Source organism: Flavobacterium sp. KKT103, assembly GCF_055640565.1.
On sequence record NZ_CM145766.1, the window covers coordinates 3,029,117 to 3,051,010 of the forward strand.

A 21,894-nucleotide genomic window follows, 5' to 3' on the forward strand; every position below is an offset into this window, starting at 1 on the left:
AATTAGTGTTTAAATAGTAAAATTGATTTGGTGTAAAAAAGAAGATCAAGTTTTAATACTTAATATTTGTCCATTTACTCGAATTCAAAGGAGATATGGTATTTAAAGTATTAACTAAATCAGCTATTGTGATACTAGGTCCACCTGAAAAAACAGAAACTATTTCATCTGATTTGGCATCAAAAAAAGTTCTGGTCAAAAATGCATTGGGTTTCGTAGCATTTAATTTAGCAAGGCCAAGAATTGCCGTTTTAATGGTTTCCTTAGACGTTTTCACATCCTTAGTCATCAGATCCAAACCGGAATGGTATTCAAACATTGTTTTACGAATTGCTGAATAAGTTGGAGACAACATATCATTAATTAAAAAATACCTGTTTTGATTACCATCGTTTTGACTCCAGCCCTTTGATCCGCTTTGTTGCGCCACATTGGCGATATTTTGCGCTATTTCAAAATTATTCCTTCCAGCTTCTAATTCAAATGTATCGGCGTCTAAAGCTAAAATCAAATAACTATAAAAAGATAAAACTGAAACTAAATTAGATTCAAATGCCGTTGGACTAAAAATCAAGTTTTCAAATTCAGTATATCTAAAGGAAAAGTCCTTATCATTAAAATTTAAAACCGGAGAAGAATAGGAAGAATTAAAAATAGGTCTAGCCGATTGCACTTGAATGCTTGCGGTAAATTGGTCTGCATTGTTAGACAATATAGTAATAAACATAGAGCAATTAACCTTTTCATTTTGCTTTAAAGCCTGCCCTGTCCAATCTGTTTTATTTACAAATTCATTTAATGAATTCTCTAAAGTTCGATAGACTTGTTGGTTCGAATTGGGTAAACGTTCTGCATTAACCGATACGGTGCAGTTGAGCTGTTGTGCTTGTGCCAACCCAAAAATCAAAAAAACTAAAACAATACAGATCTTACGCATTAAAATGGGCTATTACTTTATTAATAATATCATCGGCTACAGTTTCTTTCGACTTAAGAACCATGGGCTCTACTTTAAAATTTTTATCGATAAAAGTAACTTTGTTGGTTGCTGTTTTAAATCCAGCACCTTCATCTTGCAACGAATTTAAAACAATCAAATCTAAGTTTTTTTTCTGGATTTTAGCCTTTGCATTGTCAATTTCATTTTCAGTCTCCAAGGCAAACCCTATTAAAAACTGTTGTTTTTTAAGTTCTCCTAATGAAAGCAGAATATCTTTGGTTTTATCCAGTTCAATTGTAAAATTAGCATCTGCTTTTTTTATCTTTTGCTGCGCCACTACTTTAGGCTTATAATCAGCAACGGCTGCTGCTGCAATCGCAACATCTACACCTTCAAAATACTGATGACAAGCATCATACATTTCTTGTGCTGAAACCACCGGAATTACTTTAATCGAGGAATGCACTGCTTTGCAATGTGTTGGACCTGATACTAAAAAAACGGTAGCACCAAGGTTAGCAGCACTTTTTGCTATATCAAATCCCATTTTACCCGAAGAATGATTTCCTATAAAACGTACAGGATCTATCGCTTCGTATGTAGGACCAGCAGTAATTAGTATTTTTTTTCCTTTTAAGGGTAGTTTACTTTCTAAATCGGCTTCTAGGAAAGCAATTATATGCTCTGGCTCTGCCATACGACCTTGACCAGATAATCCACTAGCTAGTTCACCGCTTTCAGCAGGAATAATCGTATTGCCAAACTTTTTGAGAGCTGCAAAACTATTTATTGTTGTAGGATGAATGTACATATCCAAGTCCATTGCTGGAGCAAAGTAAACCGGACATTTAGAAGATAGATAAGTTGCAATCAATAAATTATCGCAAGTACCGGTTGCCATTTTTGACAAAGTATTGGCTGTGGCAGGCGCTACAACCAGTAAATCAGCCCAAAGTCCCAAATCAACGTGATTGTTCCATTCTGCTTCTTGTGCTTCATCATTGTAAAAACTCGAGTAAACCGGGTTTTTAGACAAAGTTGATAATGTAAGTGGGGTTACAAAATCCTTAGAAGCAGGTGTCATTATCACTTGGACATGTGCACCTGCTTTTATAAAAAGTCGAACTAATGATGCCGATTTATAAGCGGCGATTCCACCAGAAACTCCCAGTAAAACATTTTTTCCGCTTAATACTGACATTGTAGTACTATTTATTTGAATCTCTGTGATAAATTTTACCATCTAACCACTCTTGAACTGCTAAAGCGTGAGGCTTAGGTAGTTTTTCGTAGAACTTTGAAACCTCGATTTGCTCTTTGTTTTCAAAAACCTCTTCAAGACTGTCATTGTATGTAGCAAACTCTTCTAATTTCTCAGTCAATTCTTTTTTGATTTCAGAGTTAATTTGGTTCGCTCTTTTCGCCATAATGGTTATTGCCTCATACACATTACCAGTAGGTTCTTCAATAACTGTTTTGTTGTATGTTATTGTGTTTACTGGAGCATTCGTCTTTTTTAAATCCATCACTTTAATTATTTAGTAAATTTTTGTAAATCTGTTTCAACTCGAGCTAGCATTTCGTTAGCGCGCTCTTTGTATTTTGTTTCAGCATTATACTTCATTAATCCTGTATAAGCTGTTTTTGCCACTTTTAATCTCTCCTCCATTTTAGCTGGTACACTATTTATACCAAGTTGGTAAGCTGAATCGAATTTTAAAAACAAGGCATCTTCTTTGAATTTTGTACCCGGAAAATCGATTATAAAATTATCTAACGCTACAATAGCAGCCTTAAATTCCGATACGGTGTTATATCCTTTTGCGTTTTCAAAGACTTTCTTTTCTATTTTATCTGATAGAATACGCATACTTTCATTGGCTTCTCCTAAATATTCAGAATTAGGGTAAGTATCAATAAAATTTTGCAATTTTTCTATTGCTTTAAAAGTATCGGTTTGGTCTAAACTAAATTCAGGCGACAACATCGAATAACTTTTAGCTCCTAAATAAGCCGCTTCCTGTACTTTTTCACTTTTTGGATAACCTGAAACAAAACTTTCAAATTGATATCCTGATAAAGTGTACTGTTTCGTCTTATAATAAGACTGTGAAAACATGTAAAATAATTTCTCCGCTTGCGGCTTGCCTCTGTATTGTGGTGCTATTTGTTCAAATAAACGAATGGCTTTCGAATATTTACCAGCTTCGTACATTTTAGTACCAATTTCAAATTTTGCAGCAACATCTTCGTTTTTCAGTGCTTTTTGATACTCATTACAAGAACTAAATAACACGATAAGAACTAATAGAGATACTATTTTTTTCATTTATTTATTTTTTTTAAAACCTCGTTCACTTACTTTTAAACACAGTAAATCCAACTAAAGTTTCGGTGGCAAATTTAGGTATTAATTTAGCTACTACAAAATATTTCTTTGCTTAAAAAAAAGCCTACTTTTTTGTTGCTATTTGTCATTGTTTTTTACAAAATCAGCAATTCTATGACTTAAAGATTCATCGACAGTAACTAGTGGCAAACGAACTGTATTATCAGCTATACCAAGTGATTGAAACACTTCTTTGATTCCTGCAGGATTACCTTGTTCGAAAATCATATCAATACAATCAGCTAAAAGGTAGTGCTTTTTGAAAGCATCATCAACTTTTCGATTTATTCCTAAACGTATCATTTCTGAAAATTCCTTTGGAAATCCTTGCCCTATTACAGATATCACACCTGCTCCACCAGCTAAAACCATCGGTAAGGCAATCATGTCATCACCTGAAATTACTAGAAAATCTTTAGGCTTGTCTTTTAAAATTTGCATTGCTTGTACAAGATCACCTGCTGCTTCTTTTATAGCCACAATATTGCTAAAATCATTAGCTAAGCGTAAAACAGTTTTAGGCAACATATTACTAGAAGTTCTTCCAGGAACATTATAAATAATTACAGGAATTGGAGATGCCTCAGCTACTCTTTTAAAATGCTGATAAATCCCTTCTTGTGTTGGTTTATTATAATAAGGAGAAACCGATAAAATAGCAGCAAAAGCGGAGAAATCTCTTGATTCTAACTCGGCAACCACTTTCATCGTATCATTACCTCCTACTCCTAATACTAGCGGTAATCTCCCGTTGTTACATGCTACAACGGTAGAAATAACAAGTTCTTTTTCCTCTTGAGAAAGGGTAGCATTCTCGGCGGTGGTGCCCAAAACAACAAGGTATTCTACACCTCCGTCGATACAAAAATTCACTATTCTACGTAAAGCCTCAGTATCTACAGAAAAGTCAGCTTTGAAAGGTGTCACTAGCGCAACACCGGTACCAATTATTGATTGCATGTTAAATGATATTATATTTTGTTTAATATTTTTAAGTATTTAAAAGTTTCGTTTATAAAAACGAGATGCTCCTCAGCAGTAGCTTTAATTATCAAATCATTAAGTCGCTTATCAACTGTTGAGAAGCCAACTGTAAACTTTGCCTTAGAATGACGACTAACAACTACTAATGCTGCTTTTTCGAGTTCATAATAATTAATCAGTAAGTCAAACTCCTTGTCCATAAATTCATTTGCCACTTTGGAATTTAACGTAGCATTCCAATTTAGTTCCGAAGCATTATAAGCAGGATAATTATCAACCTTGTTTTTTTTTATTTTGTCATTATAGCGTAAAACTTCAATATTGTGCTCTAAAATACCTTTAGCTACTAAAGACGATACTATGGCTTTGGTATCTAAAAAATAACTTTCATCAACTAATAGTCCTACCGTTTTAACAACGCCTGAACCCTCGTTACTCCTAGTATTTTGAAAATTATTTTTTAATATTCTTTTTACAGAAAAGTCTTTTATATAATTTAAAAACATAGTATTTTTACTCGGTTACAAAATTAATTAATTAAGTTACATTCCAAATGGTAAATCTAAAAAAGTATAACGACGTTTTCAAACTTTTTGTTATATTCTTAACATTTTACTCGATTCAATCGTGTAGCCCTTCTACCTACCATGTTACTAAGGTCGTGGCAAAACAACTTCCGATATCCCAGACAGCTGAAGCCAACAACACAGCAATTACAACTACCTACGAGAATTATATTTCTCCGTACCGCACCCGCATCAACAAGGATCTTGATAGCGTGCTTGCCTACTGCCCTGTTACATTGGACAAAAAAGCGACGAACCTACAGTCACCAATTGGAAACATGATGGCTGATGTTGTCTTAGCTTATGGCAATAAAGTATTTCAGAAGCGAGAAAACAAAAGCATTTCTGTTTGTATCCTTAATAATGGCGGTATTAGAGCCATTTTACCAAAAGGAAACGTAACTGCCCGAAACGCATTTGAAATCATGCCTTTTGAAAACAGCTTAGTCGTTATTGCTTTAAGAGGTGTTCAAATTCGTGAGTTAATCGCCTACTTTATAAAAGAACAGCAAGCACATCCTTTAGCGGGTTTGACGTTTCAAATTGATAAAAACAAGCAAGCGACCAGTATTTTAATTCAAGGAAAAGAATTGATGGATGACAGCTTGTATTATGTTGGAACCAACGATTATTTAGCTAATGGTGGCGATAATATGTCCTTTTTTAGTAAAGGCGAGCATACTTATGATTTGAATTATAAGTTAAGAAATATTTTAATTGATTATTTCACAGCGGTTGATACTGTTACTGCAACTCCTGACAACCGAATTTTAGTACAATAACGATCATTTTATAGCCCCGATAGCAGTGGAAATCCTTTTTTATCTTTTGCAAAAAGATAAAAAAGATTGAAACGAATAGCGGGAAATAGCTCCAAATAAACAAACATGAAAAGAAGAGATTTTATAGAAAAAACAGCTGCAGGTACTGCATTATTGGGAATTAGTGGCTCCTTGAGTAGTTTTCAAAGTTCAGGAGTAAAGCACTTAACGATTTTGCATACCAATGATGTTCACAGTCACATTGATCCTTTTCCTGCTGATGATCCCCGAAACGCAAATATGGGTGGTGTAGCGAGACGAGCAGCCTTAATCGAAAGTGTTAGAAACGAAAATCCTAATGTGCTGTTGCTAGACGCGGGTGACATATTTCAGGGAACGCCTTACTTTAATTATTATGGTGGCGAACTTGAATTTAAGTTAATGAGCATGATGCAATATGATCTTTCGACTATTGGAAATCATGATTTTGATAACGGACTGCAAGGATTATATGCTCAAATGCCCCACGCCAAATTTGAATTTGTTTCGGCTAATTATGATTTTAAAAATACGGTCATGGATGGTTTAGTAAAACCATATAAAATTTTTAATAAAAACGGAATAAAAGTGGGCGTTTTTGGAATAGGAATTGAATTAAACGGCCTAGTTGACAAAAAAATGTACCTAGAAACGGTTTACAGTGATCCTGTGGAGGCATCTCAGGAAATGGTACGTATTTTGAAAAAGGAACAGCGTTGCGACATTGTAATATGCTTGTCGCACTTAGGATACAATTACAAGAATGAGCCAAACAAAATTTCGGATTTGAAATTAGCAGCACTGACCAAAGATATCGATCTTATAATAGGTGGTCATACTCATACTTTTTTAGACAAACCAACTGTTGTGAAAAATTTAGATAATCAAGATGTACTTGTAAACCAAGTAGGATGCTACGGAATTAATCTAGGACGAATTGATTTTTATTTAGACTCCGATAAAAGTAAAACGACTCAAGGGAAATCGATTGTAGTATAATTTAATCGGTTTTTTTCATTGAGTATAAAAAAATGTACCAAAAAATAATAGGACAACACCTGAGCTACTAATTGCGCGAAATCTAAAATTGAAAAAGCAAGATAAAACTTGGTGATAATGTAAAAGCTATCTGAGAAATAAAATAAGATGCATGCTACTACCAAATGCATGGAAGCCTTACTGTGGGTTCTGAAACACTCAATAATAGATATGAGTAATAGGAACGAAAGTGTAATACCATAGAAAATAAGCACCGGAAGTCCAGTGCCTATTTTCTCAAATTTTAAAGCGAGAATAGAATACGCTAGAATAGCCAAGACTACCGAAGTGATTAGTAGTAAGTTCCCATTTTCGCTGTATTTCCACTTTATTTTTAAAAAATTAGGCAAAAGATAAAAAACTAGCAGCAGGTAGGCGGTTAAGAAGGATAAGATCTCGACTGTGGTATGATCGTTTGGACTAATCAAAATATAGATATCACCTAAGTAACAACTGAGCAACACACCACTTATTAAAATATTTATTTTAAAATTGCTTTTAAGTAAGTAATATACCGCAATGGTTGGAACAATGGTCACTTTAGACCATAACATTCCATCTCTAAAGCCAATTGTATTCGATACAACGCAGAAGAGGCAGGAGATTACATAAACAATTAGCGCAATTTTACTTTTCATTTAGCATTTTAATAAAGCCATCTTCGGTTAAAATTGGAATATTCAATTTACTCGCTTTCTCTAATTTTGCTGGCCCCATATTATCCCCTGCAATAACAAAATTTGTTTTTGCAGAAATAGAGCTTCCTACTTTACCTCCATTATCTTCGATCGCTTTTTTCAAATCATCTCTAGAAAATTTTTCAAATACTCCCGAAACAACAAATATATTCCCTGATAACTTATCAGTAGCGTTCAAATTTATCTTTTCTATAACTTCAAAAGCAAGTCCGTATTCTTTTAAGCGCTCTATTGTAACGATATTAGCAGCATTCCCAAAAAAGTCAACTACACTTTGTGCGATGCGTTCGCCAATTTCATCAACCAAAACAAGGTCGGCTACCGTTGCTTGTGCCAAAGCATCTATATTCTTATAATGTTTAGCCAGTTTTTTAGCAACTGTTTCCCCAACGAAACGAATTCCTAAAGCATACAAAACACGTTCAAAAGGTATATTTTTAGAGCTCTCCACTCCTTTGACCAAGTTTTCTGCTGACTTTTGAGCCATACGCTCCAAGGGCAAAATTTGTTCAACTGTGAGTGTGTACAAGTCGGCATACGTATGCACTAAACCATTGGCGTACAACAAAGCAACTGTTTCTCCACCTAAACCTTCAATATCCATCGCTTTACGCGAAATAAAATGCTGTATTCTCCCTATAATCTGCGGAGGACAACCATAAAAATTAGGACAGTAATGATTCGCTTCCCCTTCATTTCTTACTAAAGCTGTTTGACATTCTGGACAATTCGTGATATAAATGGTAGGCTCAGACACTAAACTCCTTTTAGTTAAGTCTACTGCAATGATCTTAGGTATGATTTCGCCTCCTTTTTCTACAAATACTGTATCGCCTACGCGAATGCCTAGCTTTTCTATTTGATCAGCGTTATGTAGTGAGGCACGCTTTACGATAGTGCCTGCGAGTTGCACTGCTTCTAAATTAGCAACTGGCGTAATTGCCCCTGTACGTCCTACTTGGTATGAAATCGAATTTAAAATGGTTGATACCTGCTCAGATTTAAATTTGTATGCCATTGCCCATCGAGGGGACTTAGCTGTATATCCCAATTCATCTTGGTACTGTAAGCTATTTACTTTGATCACTACACCGTCAGTTTCATAGGGTAATTCGTGTCTATGGACGTCCCAATATTCAATAAATTCAAACACTTCCGCTAGATTTTTGGCTAGCTTAGCTTCTTTTGGAACTTTAAAACCCCATTTTCTGGCTGCTTCTAAACCATCATATTGCGTTTGAAACGGAAGGTTATTTCCAATTAAAAAGTACAATAAACAATCCAAAGGCCTTTTAGCTACTTCGGCGCTATCTTGCAACTTTAAGCTACCTGAAGCCGTATTACGAGGGTTAGAATAGGGTGTTTCACCAATTTCAATTAGCTCTTGATTCATTTTTTCAAATCCTTCAAAAGGGAGAATAATTTCGCCACGCACTGCAAATTCAGCTGGAAAATCTCCTTTCAACGCTAATGGAATTGACCGAATTGTTTTTATATTATTAGTAACATCATCACCCTGAAAACCGTCTCCACGAGTGACAGCACGATTTAATTTACCATCAATATAAGTAATACTGATTGAAGCTCCATCATACTTTAATTCACAAGTGTAGGATAATTCGACATTACCTAATACTTTTTGGATTCGTGTTTCCCAATCCTTTAAATCTTCTTTAGAATAAGAATTATCTAACGAATACATGCGGTAGTCGTGTGGAATGGTTTCAAAGTTTTTAGTTACCGTTCCTCCAACACGCTGTGTCGGTGAGTTTTCGTCAAAAAATTCTGGATGACTATTCTCTAATTCTTGAAGCTCTTTTAATTTTAGATCAAAATCATAATCAGATATGGTAGGATTATCTAAGACATAATAGTTATAATTATGCTCGTTCAGCAATGTTCGTAGGTCTTCGATGGTTTTTAAAATGCTCATAAAAATAGATTAAGATCGATCAATTGAGGTATAAAAATAGTGGATAAAAACGTAAAAACACAGCATTTGACGTAGTTTTTAGTCGAGAAAATCTCGATTAAAATTCCTGTTTTTTCTTAAGCAGCAGTGTTGCGCAAAAGAGGACAAAACAAAAAGGTTGTTTTGGCAAACTTCTCACATTTGCTAAAACAACCTTTTTACCCTTCGACCAAAACAATCTATGATTCTATAATCGTATTTATTTGTGTATATAACTGACCATCACTTAAAAATGCACCTTGTTGGATTAAGGCGAAGAGTGAACTATTGCGCTCCTCAGTAAATTCTTTTTTACCGGTTTTCATTTCGATAGTATCTGTGAACATATTGTCGCTTAACCATTGCAAACCATCCTTAGTTAAAAAGTCAACTTCAGGCACTAGTGATTTAAGTACAATTGAATTAACATAAGTGTCAAAACAACGAAAAAGGAAGATATGGTTTTTCGAAAAATGTTCAAGATATTCTGCTTTCGTTAAAACTCCTTCCCAAACTAAATCCGAAAAAACGTCTAATTCTTGTTCTGCTACTTCAGGTTTCTCTGCTTTTATCGTATCCCATTCCGCTTTGTCGATGGCTTGAGTTGCTAAAAAGTTAGTAAACTCTTGGGTTAATTCTTCAAACTGCTCTTTTGTTAATCTTGTATATTTCATTTTCTAATTTTTATTAAAATCTTAAACCAAAACATTATTCAGTAAAGAAAGTGCAAATTTAAAATATAAAAACAGAAAAGCCCTCTTTTACAAGAAGGCTTTTCTAAAATTAATATTAATTAGGATTAGAAAATGTATCTAATTCCAAATTGTGCTTGCCATCTAGACAATAAACTAGCATCGTAATTGAATGTTTTAGTTTGTGTCCCATTAAATGTATAGGTTGGAATATTCGTAGCAGTATCAACAGAAACCCCAATTGGCTGAATACTTGTAGGTACTTGTACTAAACCCCAATTAGAATTTAATAAATTACTTAAGTTTAAAATATCAACACTAAATTGGATAGAATTAGTTTTTCCACCAGCTACTTTAAAATTATAATCTTGGATTAATTTCATATCCCATTTTCCTCTCCAAGGAGATAAAGCTCCATAACGCTCTGCGTATTGACCTCTTCTTCCACTTAAGTACTTATCTTGGTTGATGAAATTATCATATGCTGTTCTTTGCGCTGCAGGCGAAAGTGAAGAACTAGGATTGAAAACCATTGTTTGCAATTGTGCAGTGGTTGGTACATAGATCAAATCATTTGTAGCCGATCCATCATTATTGATATCACCACCATAAATATAATTAAAACGACCACCCTGAGCGTATTCAAAGAAAGTTGAAACTGTTGTAGCCCATTTTTTATTCTCACCATAACTCCATTTTTTAGAAGCTACTCCAATAAAACGATTCTTATCTCCATATTTAGAATTAGATAAAGTCGCGTTATTTACGTTTCCTACTGCAGGATTAAATGCAAAAGCATCACCAGTAATTTCAGCTTCAATCGAGTTAACATCTTTTGAAACTAAATAGTTATAAGCTAGACTCGCAAATAAGCCGTTAGCAAAATTCTTTTGAACCTTAATGGATGTGTTGTATACATACCCTTTATTAGAGTTTGTCATAACATACGCGCTATTCGAACCTTTGTCTGCTGCTCTGTAGATCAACCTTCCATCAGCACCACTTAAAGTTCCAGTTGGAGCCTTCAATCCCCAATTTTGAACATGGACACCATTGATATCTTTATTATAAGACATGTCAAGAGTTACGATGTAATCATTATCAAACCTATGATCTAATCCTAAGCTAGATCTCCATACTTGAGGCCATTTAAAGTCTTTGTCCATAATTTGGAAAAATCCGTCATCAGCACCACTTACTTGATTACCTAACCAAACAAAAGGAAGTTTACCGGTAAAGATTCCTGTACCTCCACGCAATTGAGTCACCTTATCACCTGTAATATCCCAGTTGAATCCTAATCTTGGCGACCATAACAATTTGTCTGTAGGAAGTGTAGTTGAATTAAGTTTAACTGCTTGTCCAGTTTCAGGATCAAAATAATCTGTATTGTTGTTCCTTGAAGCACCGTTATCTGTATCAATGTACTTTTGGATTAAAGAAGCAGTATTAAAATACAAAGGTTTATCTGCTCTTAGACCTAATGTCAGTTTAAAGTCATCAGTTACACTCCAATCATCTTGTGCATAAAATGCTACTTGTCCCACGTTTAATTCTGCTAATTTCCAACCTTGATCAGCACCAACTTCAAATGAATTCAAAGAGTTAAACCTGTCTTGAGCATATTGAAGGTTTTGCTTAATAAAACTCGTCGCTAATGGTCTACTCGCATCAACTAAAAACTCGTTAACGCTTGCGTAAGGACTAAACAACCCTTTGTAATTACCTAAAGTTCCAAAAGTTCCAAAATTTTCGAACGCTGTTAAATTAAAGGAATTTTTAAATTGATATTTCTCAAATGAACCACCAAAAGTAAAAACATGACTACCTGTAGTGTAAGTTAAATTATTAGTGATTTGAAATACTTTTTGATCTAATGTATTGTTGATTGAGAACGGTTCATGTCCAGCAATGATATAATTAGAACCTTGCCCATCTTGAATATTAATCACAGGCGCAGGAGTAGAAAACGGGTTTCTGAAATCATTAAAATGCGTGTAACCCGCTTGTAATTTATTTGAAACCGTTTCACTAACTTTTGAATTTAGTTCAACTAAAAAGGAATCTAATTTATTGTTAATTTGGTATCCTGAATTTTGAAATTGTAATATAGAAGCATTTGGACCTCTAAAACCAAGAGCACTTGGATGCGCTGGTTTATCTTTAGAAGCATCTAAGAAATTGTAAATAACAGCTAATTTATTGTTATCATTAATATTCCAATCAAATTTGATAATACCTTTATTTGAATCAGAGTTATGCTTAAATCCTTGGTAAGATCCTGTGTTATATCCTAATCCTGATAAAGCACTTGAAACTGCAATTAAATCAGACTCTAAGACTCTAGATTCATTAATCCCAGTAACAGCATCACCATTGTTAGCAGTAAAGTTAGATCCTAAATCACTTCTTTTGTCAATTTCATAATTGGCAAAAAAGAATAATTTGTTTTTGATAATTGGACCACCAATACTAAAACCAGCTTGAGTTTGCTCTAGAGAAGGAACAAAGATTTTCTCGCCATTAATTTTACTTCCTGTTAGATCTTGGTTTCTAAAAAATGCATAAGTCGTTCCATGAAATTCATTAGTACCTGATTTAGTAACCGCATTTACCGAAGCACCCGTAAAACCAGACAAGGTAACATCGTAAGGAGCCGTAGCAACCTGAATTTGATCAATAGCATCCAAAGAAATAGGCTGAGAACCCGTTTGACCACCAGGAGTAGCAGCATCTAATCCAAAAGGATTATTAAATACCGCACCATTTAAGGAATAGCTATTGTACTGATCGTTTCTTCCACCAAAAGATCCCCCACTAGCTGAAGGCTCTAAACGTGTAAAATCCTCAGCTGATCTTGAAATAGTAGGTAGCGCTGTAAGCTCTTTTCTACCAATAGTAGTTTCCGCTCCAGTTCTACCGCTTCCAAAGACTTTACTTTTAGCACCAGTAATTTTCACTTCACTTAGTTCTGTGCTGTCGTCTTTCAAGATAGCGTCTAAATTTAAAGGCTTTCCTAACTCAAGATAAACCTCCTTGTACGTTTGAGTTTGAAATCCCACAAAAGTAACAGTCACTGTATAAGGACCTCCAACTCTCATGTTTAACATATTGAATCTTCCGTCTTCATTAGACATCGCTGAATACTTGGAACCTGTAGGCGTGTGCACTGCCAATACTGAAGCTCCAGGTAATGATTGTAAATCCGAAGATTTCACTGTTCCCTTAATACTTGATGTTGTTGTTTGGCTTATCATTGTTTGAAATCCAACAAAAAACATCAATAATGCGAAAATTTTTTTCATTTTTATTTAGTATGTGTTTGTATGGGTCAAAATTAGGCAAAAAAAAATCACTCCTAAGAGTGATTTTTAAAGTTTTATTAACAAAGCGTTAACAATACTGTATTATTCCGCAACGATTTCGTATGCTAATTCAACGATCACATCTCTGTGAAGTCTTACGTTAGCAGTATATTTACCTGTACGTTTTACAATTCCAGAAGTAATAAATTTTCTGTCAATTGATTGACCACCTTTAGCTAAAGCATCAGCGATGTCAATATTAGTAATTGAACCAAATAATTTTTCTCCTCCTGCTTTTGCAGTAATTTTAATTTCGATAGCTTTCAAAGCTTCAGCTAATGCTTGAGCATCTGCTACTACTTTAGCTTCTTTGTGCGCTCTTTGCTTCAAGTTTTCAGCTAATACTTTCTTTGCAGAAACAGTAGCTAATTGAGCAAATCCTTGTGGGATTAAGAAGTTACGACCGTATCCGTTTTTTACAGTTACTACGTCATCTTTAAATCCTAAATTTTGAACGTCTTGTTTTAAAATCAATTCCATGTTGTTGTCCTTTGTTATAGAAGTTAGTCCCGATTAGTATCGGGACAACAACTTTATTTTTAATATTATTTTAATAAATCAGCTACGTACGGCATTAAAGCCAAGTGACGTGCTCTTTTAACAGCTACAGATACTTTTCTTTGGTATTTCAAAGAAGTTCCAGTTAAACGACGAGGAAGAATTTTTCCTTGCTCATTTACGAACTTTAATAAGAAATCACCATCTTTATAATCGATGTATTTGATTCCAGATTTTTTGAAACGACAGTATTTTTTCTGTTTGTTAGTTTCTATATTTAAAGGAGTAAGATATCTGATATCTCCGTCTTTTTTTCCTGAAGCAGATTGTTGTAATGTTGCCATAATAATTAAGCTTTTTGAGATTTAAGTTTTGCTCTTCTTCTTTCAGCCCAAGAGATAGCATGTTTGTCAAGACTTACAGTTAAGAAACGCATAATTCTTTCATCACGTCTAAATTCAGTTTCAAAAGCGATAAGTACTTCACCTGGTACAGTGAATTCGAACAAATGGTAAAAACCAGATTTTTTGTTTTGGATTTCGTATGCCATCTTTTTAAGACCCCAGTCTTCTTTAGATACCATTACTGCTCCTCTACTAGTAAGAAAATCTTCAAATTTGCTTACTGTTTCCTTTACCTGAACATCAGATAAAACGGGATTTAAAATGAAAACAGTTTCATAATGATTCATAAATATGTATTTATTTGTTATTTTGGCTGCGAAAGTAATCATTATTTTTTAAAAAACAACGAAAAACTACTTTTATTCGTTGTAAGGTAAAAAAATCCGATAAAGATTAGTTTTTCCGAATAAAACAATGTATTTTTACTACTCCAAATCTTAAAATACTTAATTATGAAGCTAAATTGTGTAGTAGTCGACGATAGTTCTATACAAAGAATGATCATCGCAAAGTTAGTCAATAATCACCCTAATTTACATTTAATAGGGGATTTTTCGAATGCAATCGAAGCGAGAAGCTGTATGTCGGTGCATTCCGTTGATCTAATTTTCTTAGATATTGAAATGCCTGTAATTAGCGGTTTTGATTTCCTTGATGGTTTGAAAACCAAACCTCAAATTGTTTTCATTACTTCTAAAGCGGAGTATGCCATGAAAGCTTTTGATTACGATGCTACTGATTACCTTCAAAAACCAATCGCGATAGATCGTTTTAATTCTTCTGTCAAAAGAGCAATAGACCTACATTTGCTTAAAATGGACACTAAAGAAGAAGAAGGAGAACATATCTTTATCAAAAGTAATTTGAAAAAATTAAAAATCTTCACTGCTAGAATCAAATGGATCGAAGCTTTTGGTGATTACGTTAGAGTTGTTACCGAAGAAGATAGTAATCTAGTATTATCTACTATGAAATCATTTGAAAATGATTTACCAAAGAACAAATTTGTTAGAGTTCATAAATCCTACATTATAAACATTGACAAAGTAGAACGATTCAATAGCAAATTTGCTGAAATAGGTCCTACAAAAATACCGCTAAGTCGAAACAAAAAAGAAGATTTAGTAAAAGCATTGTCATTTGCGTAATACTGTTTTAGTAAAAATCTACGTTTACTGAAACTTTAATAGCTCTATACTGAGCAACAGCATCAAAACTATTCAATATTTTTTGGATAGTTTTTTTTGTGCTTACAATTGACACCGTCACAGGAATTTTAATAATTATAGTACGAATGTATTCATTTCTTATCCTGCTTATTGCTGGCTCTTCAGGGCCTAAAACCGGCATACCTAAATTAGGTTGTAATACTTGATACAGCCAACTAGATCCTTCTTTTAATTTATTGTAATCCCTATGTTTTAATGTTATTTTTATAATTCGGAAATAAGGCGGGTACTTATAAATTTGTCTGTCATACAACTGTTCCTTGTACATCGCCTCATAATTATTAGTGGTGACTTGCTGTATGGTATTATGATCCGGATTGTAGGTTTGTATAATCACTTTACCTTGTTTTGCAGACCTCCCAGAACGTCCAGCTACCTGAGTCATCATTTGAAAACTACGTTCGAAAGCTCTAAAATCAGGGTGGTACAACATATTATCTGCGTTCATAATCCCAACCAGACTGACGTTATCAAAATCGAGACCTTTCGCTAGCATTTGTGTTCCCACTAATATAGATACCTCTTGATTTTTAAAACTATCTATTATTTTCTCAAAGCCAAATTTCCCTCGAGTCGTATCCTGATCCATTCGCCCCACTTTATAATCCGGAAACAGCATCGTTAATTCTTGCTGAATTTGCTCCGTACCGAAACCTTTAGTGGTAAGATCAACACTAGAGCAGCTATGGCAATGTGTAGGTTTTGCAACTGAGTATCCACAATAATGGCAGCGCAATTGGTTTTTATGCTTGTGGTACGTCAAACTAACATCACACTGCTGGCACTGAGGAACATGTCCACAGGTCATGCATTCGAGTAAAGGAGAATATCCTCTCCTATTTTGAAACAAAATCACTTGCTCTCCCAATGAAACTGCGGTAGTAATAGCTTCTATTAAAGTATCGCTAAAGTGGCCATTCATGCGTTTGCGAAAGTACTTATCCTTTAAATCGACCAATTCAATTTCAGGCATCAATACTTTACCGTATCGCTCTTTAATTGTTACCAATCCAAATTTATTTGAGTTGGCATTAAAATACGTTTCTATACTTGGAGTTGCCGACCCTAAAAGTACCTTTGCTTTATGATAAGCTGCTAAAACAATCGCAGTATCACGAGCATGATACCTAGGCGCAGGATCCATTTGCTTGAATGTTTGCTCATGCTCTTCATCAACAATAATACAACCTAAGTTTGTAAAGGGTAAAAACAAGGCCGACCTTGCTCCTATGACAATCTGCGCTTTTTCACTTGCATGTAGCACTTGTTGCCAAACCTCAACACGTTCATTATTACTATATTTAGAATGAAAAACAGCTACTTTATTACCAAAATACATTCTTAATCGTCCAACTAATTGCGTAGTTAAAGCTATTTCAGGCAACAAGTATAAAACTTGCTTACCCTCTGCTAAATATTCTTCAATTAGTTTAATATAGATTTCGGTTTTTCCACTAGCGGTTACTCCGTACAGTAAACAAACTTCTTTTTCCTTAAAACTAGACTTAATATCTAAATGAGCTTGTTCTTGAATGGGACTTAATTGTAAGTCATTTTCTTCGTTTGACCCAACAAAATTTACTCTATCGTGCTGAATATAATATTCTTCAAATATCCCCTTATCAATTAATGCTTTTACAACTGCTGTAGTACTCGTTGCTTGTTCCACTAATTTTTTAACTGCAATAGGGTTTTTATCCACAGCCGACAATTGAAAATAACATAAAATAATTTCCTTTTGTCTTTGCGCATTCTTCAGTATTTCCAATAATTCCATCAAGCCTTCATTAGACGCATATTGAGACTGTAACCGAATGTATCGAACTAACTTTGGCTTATAACTTTCTTGAATTTCTTCTTGTAGAACAACAACATTTTTATCAATTAACTTTTGGATAACTGGAAAAATATTTTTTTTATTTAAAATACTGGTAATATCCTGAATTTTCAACGAAGATTGCAGCTGCAGCGCTTGATACACTAAAAATTCCTCATCGGACAAGTCTGCTTCATTAATAAAATGCCCTAGTTTTTGCGCAATAACGGTTTCGCTTTCAAGCAATAAGGCCGAAGGCATGGCACCGCGATACACATCGCCTATTGCACACATATAATAACTTGCAATCCATTGCCAATGCAAAAGCTGAATTTCAGTTACAATTGGTTTTTCATCAAGAATTTGATTAATTTCTTTGGCATCGTACAAAGTGGGTTTGTTTTGATGTAGGTCCAAAGCTAAAGCAGTGTAGATTTTGTTTTTGCCAAAGGGAACTGCGATACGCATTCCTTTTTTTATATAATTATATTCCGAAACTGACACTTCATAAGTGAATGTTTTAGCTAGAGAAAGAGGTAAAATTACTTCGACAAAATACATTATAAAAATTTTAGAAATATAAAAGTGGACAATAATATAATTTTAAAACCATACTATTGTCCACAACTTAAAATAAAACAGCAATTAATTAGCTTTTGATTCGGTACCAATATTGCGTACGACCAATCAAAGCAAAGCCAATATATCCTCTTACTTTTAACTTATCTTTTTCTTCAAGAGTAATCAAACACTTATACACCTTACCTGATTGAGGATCTAAAATTTTTCCATCATTGTACTCATCGCCATCTTTAGACAGCCCTTTTAAAATAACTAAACCTAGAATTGGTTTGTTTTTATCTTCTCCAGAACAATCTTGACATAAACCTTTTTTACGAGCAGGATTCAATATATCGACTACTTTACCATAAATTTTACCCGACTTTTCATAAATCTCAATGATTGATTTTGCTTCGCCAGTTTGATCATCGATAGTTTTCCATTTACCCGTTACTCCTTGACTTTGAGCAAAAAATACTGTTGTCATAAAAAGCAAAGCAGCTGTAATTGTATTTCTCATATTATTTATTTTTAGTTTCTAATACCTTGCTAAACTACAAAGACTCTGCCAAGAGTCCAATTATTATTAGCTAATTTCTATGTTATTTTTCTTTTTTAATTTATGAATTAATGCATTTAGCTCAAAACCAAGCAATAAAATCATACAATTAATCCAAATATAAAACATTACAATCAACAAGGTTCCTATCGAACCATACAATTGATTGTATCTAGAAAATCGGATAACCCAAATTCCAAAAAAATAAGAGATAATAATAGTAAGAACAGTGGTGAAAATTGACCCTACTGATATAAACGATCGGTTCTTATCGTGTTTGGTACCGAATTTAAATAAGATCGAAGTGGTAATTAATATCATTAAAATCAAAAATCCGTAGCGCCCAAAAACCATCAAAGGAATTTTATCATTTAGAACCTGACTTGCATTTAATTTTTGAATAAAAATTTCAAAGGTTACTATTGTTGCCACAGTTACAATCAATAGTAATGACAAAACCACTGACATCCCTACTGCAACAAAATATTGTGTAAAAAAACCTCGTTTAACTAAGACGTGCTTTGAATTTTGAAAACCACCTAAAATAGCATTCAAACCATTAGCCATTAAAAAAATAGACAATAAAAAACCCGTTGATAAAAGCCCTGAATGACTGTTATGTAAAATATCGTTTATGATATTTTCAATTGCATAAAAAGTATTGGGAGGCACACCCTCCTCTACAAATTTTAGAAAATCTTGCTGAAAACCGGCAATTGGTATGTAGGGAATTAAGTTAAGTATAAATAAAGCAAAAGGAAATAGTGCCATAAAAAAGCTAAAAGCAATTGCTCCCGCTCGATTAGACAAAGCCCCTTCAGCGATTCCTATTCCGTACAATTCTAATAGATCATATAAAGTCAATCCTTCAAGCCGAGGCAACTGCACTTTTTTTAATGCACGAGCCATATTACGGATTACTGGAATTTTATCTATTCTTTGCTCAATTTCTTCTGACATTAATTCAACTGTTTAACAAATTGGTAAAGTAACAAAACAAGTAGCCTATTTTAAAGTTTGCAATTTAAATTGCCTTTAAACTCAAATCCATATTGTATATCGAATGAGTTAAAGCTCCCGAAGAGATGTAATTAACCCCGCAGTCCGCATATTGCCTGATTGTCTCTTCATTGATATTGCCTGAAGATTCCGTTAAACAACGGTCTCCTATGTATGCAACAGCCTCTTTAGTCGTATTGAAATCAAAATTATCCAATAGGATGCGATACACACCGCCAGCTGCTATAATTTCTTTAACCTCAGCTATATCTCTGGCCTCAACAATGATTTTTAAGTCTTTATTATTCTCTTTCAAATACGCTTTCGTTTTGGCAATAGCCAATGCAATTCCGCCCGCAAAATCAATGTGATTGTCTTTTAACATCACCATATCGTACAATGCAAATCGATGATTTTCGCCTCCTCCAATGGCTACAGCCCATTTCTCAGCAACTCTAAAACTGGGTGTGGTTTTACGTGTATCTAAAATCTTTGTCCCTGTGCCTTCCAACATTTGGACATAGTTATTGGTTTTGGTTGCAATAGCGGACATTCGTTGCATTGAATTTAAAACCAGTCTTTCAGCCTTCAGAATAGATTGTGAACTACCTGAAACATGAAAAACGATATCACCAAACTTGACTGCTGCCCCATCTTCAATAAAAGTTTCAATTTCCAACGAAGGGTCAACATAGTGAAAAATCATTTTAGCAAAAGCTACGCCTGCAATTATACCATTGTCTTTTACTAATAATTTTGCTTTTCCTTGAGCGATAGCCGGAATACAGGCTAACGAACTATGATCACCATCTCCTACATCCTCCCGAATTGCATTGGCAATCAGAATTTCTAACTCATTTTTAAATTGTTCAGCGCTAATCATTTTTTTTGAGATTTTTTTATAGTGCTAATGTAGAATTTATTTTATGCAATTAAAAATTTGTTTTTTCAGAAGGCACCACATACAAAGGTTACTGTTGCTCTTTCAATTGAAAATTAATGAAACAATTAAAAAAGAGATACTGTTGACTACTTGAAGAGGGAACCACTATCTATAGGATAGATTTTCTAGTTCTATACATCATTAGTAATTTACCTTAATTAATAGTATTTTAGACCCAAACTCAAATTCATGAAAGAAAACATCTTCTTTGCTTTTCAACGCATCAAGGATAAGCTTTGGTTTAGACCCGTAATTTTTTGTCTTATCTCATTATTGGGTGCCTTATTAGCTCAAGTCGCAGATAATACTCAATTACATGAATTAGTTCCTAATATCAAAACAGAATCGATAACCGAATTATTAAATATCATTTCATCGAGCATGCTTGTCATTGCTACTTTTACGGTAGGATCAATGATTTCAGCATTTGCGGCAGCGAGCAATACAGCCACCCCGCGTTCTTTCAATCTTATTATTACCGATGATGTTTCTAGAAATTCATTATCAGCATTTATTGGATCATTTATTTTTAGTATTGTCGCGTTAGTAGCTTTAAAAAATGGCTACTACGGTAAAGCTGGACTTTTTACCTTATTTGTACTGACGCTGCTATTTTTCACCTTAGTCATATTAACTTTTTTACGTTGGGTCGAACGCATTTCAAGATTGGGCAGGATGGGCCACACAATTAAACTGATTGAAGATGCAACGCACCACGCTATTTGCAGACGCATTAATTCGCCTACACTCCAAGGTATAAAAATTAGTCCTGATATGACTAAAGGAATGGAAGTCTTTAGCGAACGTGCGGGTTACGTTGTGACGATCAACATGGCACAACTTCAAGAAATTGCCGAAAGCTTAGATATTACATTAATTCTCAATGCCATTCCGGGTAAATTTGTTTCCTTAGACCAGCCTTTACTTTATATTGATGCCAACCGAACCAATAAAACCAAAGCGATTAACACAAAGGAAATTATAAATTGCTTTACCATCAATGACATGCGATTTTTTGAGGAAGACCCTCGATTTGGTATTATTACTTTGTCAGAAATTGCGAGCAGAGCACTTTCGCCCGCAGTAAATGATCCCGGAACTGCAATTCAAATTATTAGCAGCCATGTGAGACTATTTTCGCTTTACAATCAACCACAAACTAAAAAAGAATGCAAAGACGAAATTTACAATCGGGTTGCTGTACCTGAATTAGTAATATCTGATTTGTTTGAAGACGCCTTTAGACCCATTGCAAGAGATGGAGCAGCTAATATTGAGGTAATGCTCAGGCTTCAAAAAGCGCTTAGAACAATTTCAAAAATAAACCATGACGGCATGGCCGAAGCTGCTACCTATCATTCTTTAGAGGCTTATTCAAGAGCTGAGCAAACCATGTCGCTCCCTGCGGATCTAATTACATTACAAAAGAAAACTATGTCTAGTATCCCCTCGTAAAATCGTC

21 protein-coding genes are annotated in these 21,894 nt (G+C 34.3%); 4 read left to right on the plus strand and 17 right to left on the minus strand.

All coding sequences use genetic code 11. The annotated features are described in order from the left end of the window. Positions 1–52: 52 nt before the first annotated feature. From porD to ACZ2G0_RS13105, 6 genes are all read right to left on the minus strand, one after another. A complete protein-coding gene (gene porD, locus ACZ2G0_RS13080; RefSeq protein ID WP_470307968.1) occupies positions 53–937 on the minus strand; it encodes a type IX secretion system protein PorD in 885 nt (294 codons plus the stop codon). Beyond that, complete coding sequence (gene coaBC / locus ACZ2G0_RS13085; protein ID WP_470307969.1) at positions 930–2,141, minus strand: bifunctional phosphopantothenoylcysteine decarboxylase/phosphopantothenate--cysteine ligase CoaBC; 1,212 nt, start codon at positions 2,139–2,141, stop codon at positions 930–932. Before coaBC ends, porD begins: the two co-directional genes overlap by 8 nt. A gap of 7 nt (positions 2,142–2,148) precedes the next feature. Beyond that, complete coding sequence (locus tag ACZ2G0_RS13090; RefSeq protein ID WP_026709525.1) at positions 2,149–2,466, minus strand: DNA-directed RNA polymerase subunit omega; 318 nt, start codon at positions 2,464–2,466, stop codon at positions 2,149–2,151. Between the two features lie 8 nt (positions 2,467–2,474). Continuing rightward, on the minus strand, positions 2,475–3,269 hold the full coding sequence (locus ACZ2G0_RS13095; protein WP_470307970.1) for an outer membrane protein assembly factor BamD: 795 nt from the start codon (positions 3,267–3,269) through the stop codon (positions 2,475–2,477). 138 nt (positions 3,270–3,407) lie between these two features. Then, complete coding sequence (gene dapA / locus ACZ2G0_RS13100; RefSeq protein WP_470307971.1) at positions 3,408–4,289, minus strand: 4-hydroxy-tetrahydrodipicolinate synthase; 882 nt, start codon at positions 4,287–4,289, stop codon at positions 3,408–3,410. 11 nt (positions 4,290–4,300) lie between these two features. Beyond that, on the minus strand, positions 4,301–4,819 hold the full coding sequence (locus ACZ2G0_RS13105) for a DUF6913 domain-containing protein (protein WP_470307972.1): 519 nt from the start codon (positions 4,817–4,819) through the stop codon (positions 4,301–4,303). A gap of 47 nt (positions 4,820–4,866) precedes the next feature. Between ACZ2G0_RS13105 and ACZ2G0_RS13110 the strand changes: the two genes are divergently transcribed. Then, the gene (locus tag ACZ2G0_RS13110; RefSeq protein ID WP_470307973.1) at positions 4,867–5,661 is read left to right on the plus strand and encodes a 5'-nucleotidase C-terminal domain-containing protein; all 795 of its coding nucleotides are present in this window, start codon (positions 4,867–4,869) and stop codon (positions 5,659–5,661) included. A 105-nt stretch (positions 5,662–5,766) separates the two neighbouring features. Continuing rightward, positions 5,767–6,678 carry a bifunctional metallophosphatase/5'-nucleotidase gene (locus ACZ2G0_RS13115; protein ID WP_470307974.1) on the plus strand — a complete coding sequence of 304 codons (912 nt, stop codon included), beginning with the start codon at positions 5,767–5,769 and terminating at the stop codon, positions 6,676–6,678. Here ACZ2G0_RS13115 and ACZ2G0_RS13120 read toward each other — a convergent pair. From ACZ2G0_RS13120 to rpsF, 7 genes are all read right to left on the minus strand, one after another. Next, a complete protein-coding gene (locus ACZ2G0_RS13120; RefSeq protein WP_470307975.1) occupies positions 6,654–7,355 on the minus strand; it encodes a lysoplasmalogenase family protein in 702 nt (233 codons plus the stop codon). The genes ACZ2G0_RS13115 and ACZ2G0_RS13120 overlap by 25 nt on opposite strands. Beyond that, a complete protein-coding gene (ligA, locus tag ACZ2G0_RS13125; RefSeq protein ID WP_470307976.1) occupies positions 7,345–9,348 on the minus strand; it encodes an NAD-dependent DNA ligase LigA in 2,004 nt (667 codons plus the stop codon). Before ligA ends, ACZ2G0_RS13120 begins: the two co-directional genes overlap by 11 nt. A 218-nt stretch (positions 9,349–9,566) precedes the next feature. Next, entirely contained in the window at positions 9,567–10,040 is a 474-nt protein-coding gene (locus ACZ2G0_RS13130) for a DUF6495 family protein (protein WP_470307977.1), read from the minus strand. A gap of 125 nt (positions 10,041–10,165) precedes the next feature. Next, entirely contained in the window at positions 10,166–13,363 is a 3,198-nt protein-coding gene (locus ACZ2G0_RS13135; protein ID WP_470307978.1) for a TonB-dependent receptor, read from the minus strand. Positions 13,364–13,465: 102 nt separating this feature from the next. Further along, on the minus strand, positions 13,466–13,903 hold the full coding sequence (gene rplI / locus ACZ2G0_RS13140; RefSeq protein ID WP_470307979.1) for a 50S ribosomal protein L9: 438 nt from the start codon (positions 13,901–13,903) through the stop codon (positions 13,466–13,468). A gap of 65 nt (positions 13,904–13,968) precedes the next feature. Continuing rightward, positions 13,969–14,265, minus strand: coding sequence for a 30S ribosomal protein S18 (rpsR, locus tag ACZ2G0_RS13145; protein ID WP_073017581.1), 297 nt, complete (start codon positions 14,263–14,265; stop codon positions 13,969–13,971). A gap of 5 nt (positions 14,266–14,270) precedes the next feature. After that, the gene (gene rpsF / locus ACZ2G0_RS13150) at positions 14,271–14,612 is read right to left on the minus strand and encodes a 30S ribosomal protein S6 (RefSeq protein WP_470307980.1); all 342 of its coding nucleotides are present in this window, start codon (positions 14,610–14,612) and stop codon (positions 14,271–14,273) included. A 165-nt stretch (positions 14,613–14,777) separates the two neighbouring features. Here rpsF and ACZ2G0_RS13155 point away from each other — a divergent pair, with 165 nt between their 5' ends. Then, complete coding sequence (locus ACZ2G0_RS13155) at positions 14,778–15,473, plus strand: LytR/AlgR family response regulator transcription factor (RefSeq protein ID WP_470307981.1); 696 nt, start codon at positions 14,778–14,780, stop codon at positions 15,471–15,473. 7 nt (positions 15,474–15,480) lie between these two features. Here the strand turns inward: ACZ2G0_RS13155 and priA are convergent, their stop codons facing one another. The 4 genes from priA to nadC form a co-directional block, all read right to left on the minus strand. Further along, on the minus strand, positions 15,481–17,931 hold the full coding sequence (gene priA, locus ACZ2G0_RS13160; RefSeq protein WP_470307982.1) for a replication restart helicase PriA: 2,451 nt from the start codon (positions 17,929–17,931) through the stop codon (positions 15,481–15,483). An 88-nt stretch (positions 17,932–18,019) separates the two neighbouring features. Next, positions 18,020–18,451 (minus strand): DUF2147 domain-containing protein, encoded by a 432-nt coding sequence (locus tag ACZ2G0_RS13165; RefSeq protein WP_470307983.1) that lies wholly within the window; start codon positions 18,449–18,451, stop codon positions 18,020–18,022. Between the two features lie 66 nt (positions 18,452–18,517). Continuing rightward, on the minus strand, positions 18,518–19,450 hold the full coding sequence (locus tag ACZ2G0_RS13170; RefSeq protein ID WP_470307984.1) for a YihY/virulence factor BrkB family protein: 933 nt from the start codon (positions 19,448–19,450) through the stop codon (positions 18,518–18,520). A 64-nt stretch (positions 19,451–19,514) separates the two neighbouring features. Next, positions 19,515–20,372, minus strand: coding sequence for a carboxylating nicotinate-nucleotide diphosphorylase (gene nadC / locus ACZ2G0_RS13175; RefSeq protein ID WP_470307985.1), 858 nt, complete (start codon positions 20,370–20,372; stop codon positions 19,515–19,517). A gap of 249 nt (positions 20,373–20,621) precedes the next feature. Between nadC and ACZ2G0_RS13180 the strand changes: the two genes are divergently transcribed. After that, a complete protein-coding gene (locus tag ACZ2G0_RS13180; protein ID WP_470307986.1) occupies positions 20,622–21,887 on the plus strand; it encodes a DUF2254 domain-containing protein in 1,266 nt (421 codons plus the stop codon). Positions 21,888–21,894: the final 7 nt, after the last annotated feature.